The organism is Nitrosospira sp. NpAV (genome assembly GCF_000832065.1).
Taxonomy (GTDB): Bacteria; Pseudomonadota; Gammaproteobacteria; order Burkholderiales; family Nitrosomonadaceae; genus Nitrosospira.
Window position 1 is genome coordinate 1 of sequence record NZ_JXQM01000063.1, and the last position, 3,894, is coordinate 3,894.

Below are 3,894 nucleotides of genomic sequence, written 5' to 3' on the forward strand. Positions count from 1 at the left end.
CGGTTGAGCTGGGCGATCTGCTGCATGAGCATGCCGGTATTGTCCCAGCCGGGGCCATCGGCTTCGGGGATCCAGCGCGCGCGCAGGTAGCCGTAGCGGTCCACCAGGAATTCCATGTGCGGGGGCAGGCTGCCCTCGCCCAGCAGGTCGGGCTTGTTGAGCGTGCGGCGAAACAGGGTGTAGCTGCGCACGATCTCGGCAGCCCCCTGGGTGATCACCGGGAAGGGGGCGTTCGCGGTCATCTGCGCGATTTCGCTGCTATCCGGATCATCCTCCGGCACCGCCAGCAGTACCGTGTTGGCAGCAGCGAGCTGGGTATTAAGCGCGCGCAGTTCATCCAGGCGCGCGCGCGAGGCCGGCCAGGAGAACAGGACCAGCAGTACGTTCTTCTGGTTGCGGAAGTCCTTGAGGGTGCCGCTGGAGCCATCATGCGCGGTATAGGAGAAATTGGGCGGGCCCAGGGAGGGCTGGGGTTGCTCGGGCACGACGCGCGGGCTCATCAGGCGCGCCTGGTAGCCGCGCGACATGGCGTGCAGGAAGTTGACCACATCCCAGCGCTCCTCTTCCGAGAGCTTGTCGGCAAATACCGGCATGCCGGTATCGGGAATGCCAAAGGTCAGCCAGTGAAAGAAGTCGCCCGCGGTATGCTTGGCCGTGTGCGGTTCGGTCAGCATGTCCACCGGCGGCTTGGCAAAGGTCTTGGCCAGCACGCCGTTGCCCTTGCCCTGGAGGCCGTGGCAGGCCACGCAGTTCTCGGCGAACAGGACCGAGCCGTTGGCAATGGAGATGGTGTCGAACGGCACCGGGGTCTTGCGATAGGTTTCCGGGTAGGCATCGATGGCCAGCGGGGGCAATCCCACCGCCAGGGCCAGTACCGCCAGCAGCGCCGGTGCGCCGATGCGCCACTTCTTGTCCCAGTGCTTGGCGCGCCCCAGGGCGATGGCGCCGCCCGCCAGCACCAGCAGGGCCACGCCCGACCAGGCGCGCAGCATGACGCTTTGTTCTCCCCAGGTGGCGGCCAGGGAGAAACGGAAGGTGTAGGGCCAGTTCTGGATGATGGCATGCTTGGCCGGGACGGTGTTGGCCACGATGGTGGCCAACAGTACGATGCCCAGGGCGAGCACGAATTCGAAGCTGACCCATTTGCGCAGCCGTTGCCCCGCCGCCAGGGCTTTGTCCGCATTCTGCGGCGAGATCTGGGAGAGCAGCGGCAGCCAGGTGGCGCGCGCGCGCGCGGCGATCAGCAGGACCAGGCAAAGCAGGCCGATTTTGGCGTTGAGCAGCCAGCCGTACTGGGTGGAGACCATGGCGGCGTAGGTGGTGTCGACCATGCGGTCGGTGATGATGATGCCGGTGGCGATGACGGCCAGCATGACCGGCAGGGCCATGACCGAGAAGCGCTTGAGCGCCTGGGCGCCGGCTTGCACCGCTTCTTCGCGCGATTGGAACAGTTCGTGGATGCGGGCGATGGCGCCGGTCTGGATGCCGGGATGGGGGCCCGCATGCGCCGGGGCGGTGCAGGCGAAACAGACCACCAGGAAAGCCGGCAGTGCGCCAAACCAGACGCTGGCCAGGATGATGTGCAGGGCGTAGGGCAGGATCGAGGCCACCGAGAGTTCTTCGGCCGCGGAATGGCTGGCGAGCGAGCCCACCACCAGCGTGAGGGAGGCTACGCTGGCGCATAGGAGGTAGCGCCAGCGCGCCGCGGGGGTGTAGCGGATGTAGAGGGCAATGCCGACCACCAGCAGCGCCAGGAGCGCGCGCCCCGCCCAGATGTGGCCCATGCGGGTATTCTGCAGGAGGGCGAGCCAGGCATCCGGCCGCCAGGCGTTTTCGGCCACGCCGGTGGCCTGTGCCGTGGTGGTGACGAGAATGCCCAGCAATCCCAGCAGCAGCAGCAGGCCCAGCCATGGCAGGGCGCGCTGCAGGCGGGTAACCCAGGGGGAGTGGAACGAGCCGGCGATGGCGAGAAAGACGCAACTGCCGACCAGGATCATGTTGGACGCAAGCTGTAACCAGCGCAGGAGCGTCGCGATGACCTCGATCATTTCGCTTGCGCTTTGCTCTTTACGGTAAAGTCGTAGGACGAGTCAACCACGTGGCCGTCCACCGATAATACCCGGAACTTTACCGTGTATTTGCCAGCGGCCAGTTCTCCCGGCAAGGCGAGAACAATGGCTCTGGGGTCGTCGGGGGCAATCGTGGGCTTGGCCTCGGTCACGGGGGCCTTGGCGGCATCGAGCACGCTCAGCGCCGCATAATCCTTTTCAATTTCTTCGTTGAACCAGAGCCGCACTTGCGTGGGCGTGACAGTGAGTACCGCCCGGCGCGGCGGTTCCGCCTTGACCAGCATCGCATGCGCCAGGACGGGCGCGCTGTGCAGGCCCGCCGCCATCGCCATGATCAGTGCACTGCCCGCCATGACCCGCTTGAGGGCGCAAACCATCCATGCTTTCATTCTGACTCCTCGTTCATGACTGCCGCCCCCACAGGGGGCAGGGATATTCGTTTGACTGTATTACTTGCGTATGGTTCGGCTTGGCCGGCAGCCCCCGGCCAGGCCGGGGCTCAGGCGGCCGCGGATTTGTTCCGGCCGCGCAAAAAGAAGACCGCCGCCGCGCCGATGATGGCCGCGATGGCGACGATCAGGTAGGGCGAGGTGCCTTTGGGCTCGCCTACCGAGAAGGGAAAGCGTGAGACATGTTCTTCCTTGTCGCGGACGGTCACCAGGCCGATGAATTTGCCAGGCTGCATGAAATTGTATTCAAAGTTGATCGAGCCATTGGGGTAGATCTTGGCCGGGATGTGCAGGATGGTGATGGCGTCAAGATTGCCTTCGGCGCCCGCCTGCGCCCCGGTATCGCGGATGATGCGCACTTCCGTGGGCAGGGGGCGCAGGGCTTCTTCGATATAATCGAGGGCGACCACGGTGCGTCCCGTCGCCGGGATGTCTTCGCAGAATTCTTTCTCCTGCGTGGATTCCGGCTGGTAGCCGGTAAAGTGCATGGTAAACGGGCCTATCGTGAGTTTGCAGATGTCATCCGCCAGGGAGAGTCCGCCGTGCGCTTGTACTTGCGCAGAAAACGACAGGCTGAGCGTAAGCATGAGTCCTACGAAAGCCGGTTTCAGAAGTTGTAAAGACATTATCAAAATCACCTATAAGGAATGTTGAATCGCGTATCTTACCGCACTTGGCCCGACCTTTCCTCAGGAGCGGCGCGAGGCGCGCCAGCGCTGCATGCGCTTGGATTTCATGAGTTTGTAGCCCAGCAGGGTCAGTACCAGCAGGACTATCAGAGGGCCCACCGCGGTGCGGAATATGTGTGCATAGTTGATCATCTGTACCCGCAAAGGGTACTGGTAGCGGAGCGGCGGTTGTCCTTCCGCGGTGATGATGACCGTGTACAGTCCCTGGTCCAGGCTGGTCTCTCCCTTGATCACGCCGTCCGGATGGATGCTCGGGCGCAGGTAGGTCACGGTTTCATCTTCTGTTTCGTTGGTGCCTTTGATTACCCGCAGGCCAATGGGCATGTCGCGCAGCGCCAGGTCCACCAGGTCCACCACCAGATAGGTGTCTCCGCCCTTGGGAATTTCCGTGCAATATTGCGCGCTGGGTTCAAATTGGGGCTGGTAGGCGCTTAAGTGCACCATGCTGTCGCCAATCCGGCGCACGCAACTGTCCTCTTCCAATGAGACTTTTCCATGCGCCGCTACTGCGCCGGCGTATAGCGCCCCAACCAGAATGAGAACCGCAGCGCCTGCCTGTTTCATTTGCCTAACCACGAGCGGGTTCTTCCGTTTGGATATGACGATGGTTCACTTTTCTTCGTCCCCCCGGCTATTCCGAAGGTATGGGTTGTTTCACTGGCACATTAAAAAACACCGATCCACCTT

At 63.1% G+C, this 3,894-nt stretch carries 4 protein-coding genes; all 4 read right to left on the reverse strand.

What is annotated here, in order from left to right; all coding sequences use genetic code 11:
• A partial coding sequence (locus SQ11_RS15300; protein ID WP_041515066.1) for a CopD family protein occupies positions 1-2,048 on the reverse strand: 2,048 nt, incomplete at its 3' end.
• A complete protein-coding gene (locus SQ11_RS15305) occupies positions 2,045-2,458 on the reverse strand; it encodes a copper resistance CopC family protein (RefSeq protein ID WP_041515067.1) in 414 nt (137 codons plus the stop codon). The genes SQ11_RS15300 and SQ11_RS15305, both read right to left, overlap by 4 nt.
• 110 nt (positions 2,459-2,568) lie before the next feature.
• Entirely contained in the window at positions 2,569-3,105 is a 537-nt protein-coding gene (locus tag SQ11_RS15310; protein WP_052494304.1) for a hypothetical protein, read from the reverse strand.
• 102 nt (positions 3,106-3,207) lie between these two features.
• The gene (locus SQ11_RS15315; protein WP_232298040.1) at positions 3,208-3,771 is read right to left on the reverse strand and encodes a hypothetical protein; all 564 of its coding nucleotides are present in this window, start codon (positions 3,769-3,771) and stop codon (positions 3,208-3,210) included.
• Positions 3,772-3,894: the final 123 nt, after the last annotated feature.

Excerpts from the sequence above, each read along its gene's own strand:
- SQ11_RS15310 (WP_052494304.1), bottom strand. The coding sequence starts at position 3,105 with ATGCTTACGCTCAGCCTGTCGTTTTCTGCGCAAGTACAAGCGCACGGC.
- SQ11_RS15305 (WP_041515067.1), bottom strand. The coding sequence starts at position 2,458 with ATGAAAGCATGGATGGTTTGCGCCCTCAAGCGGGTCATGGCGGGCAGT.
- SQ11_RS15315 (WP_232298040.1), bottom strand. The coding sequence starts at position 3,771 with ATGAAACAGGCAGGCGCTGCGGTTCTCATTCTGGTTGGGGCGCTATAC.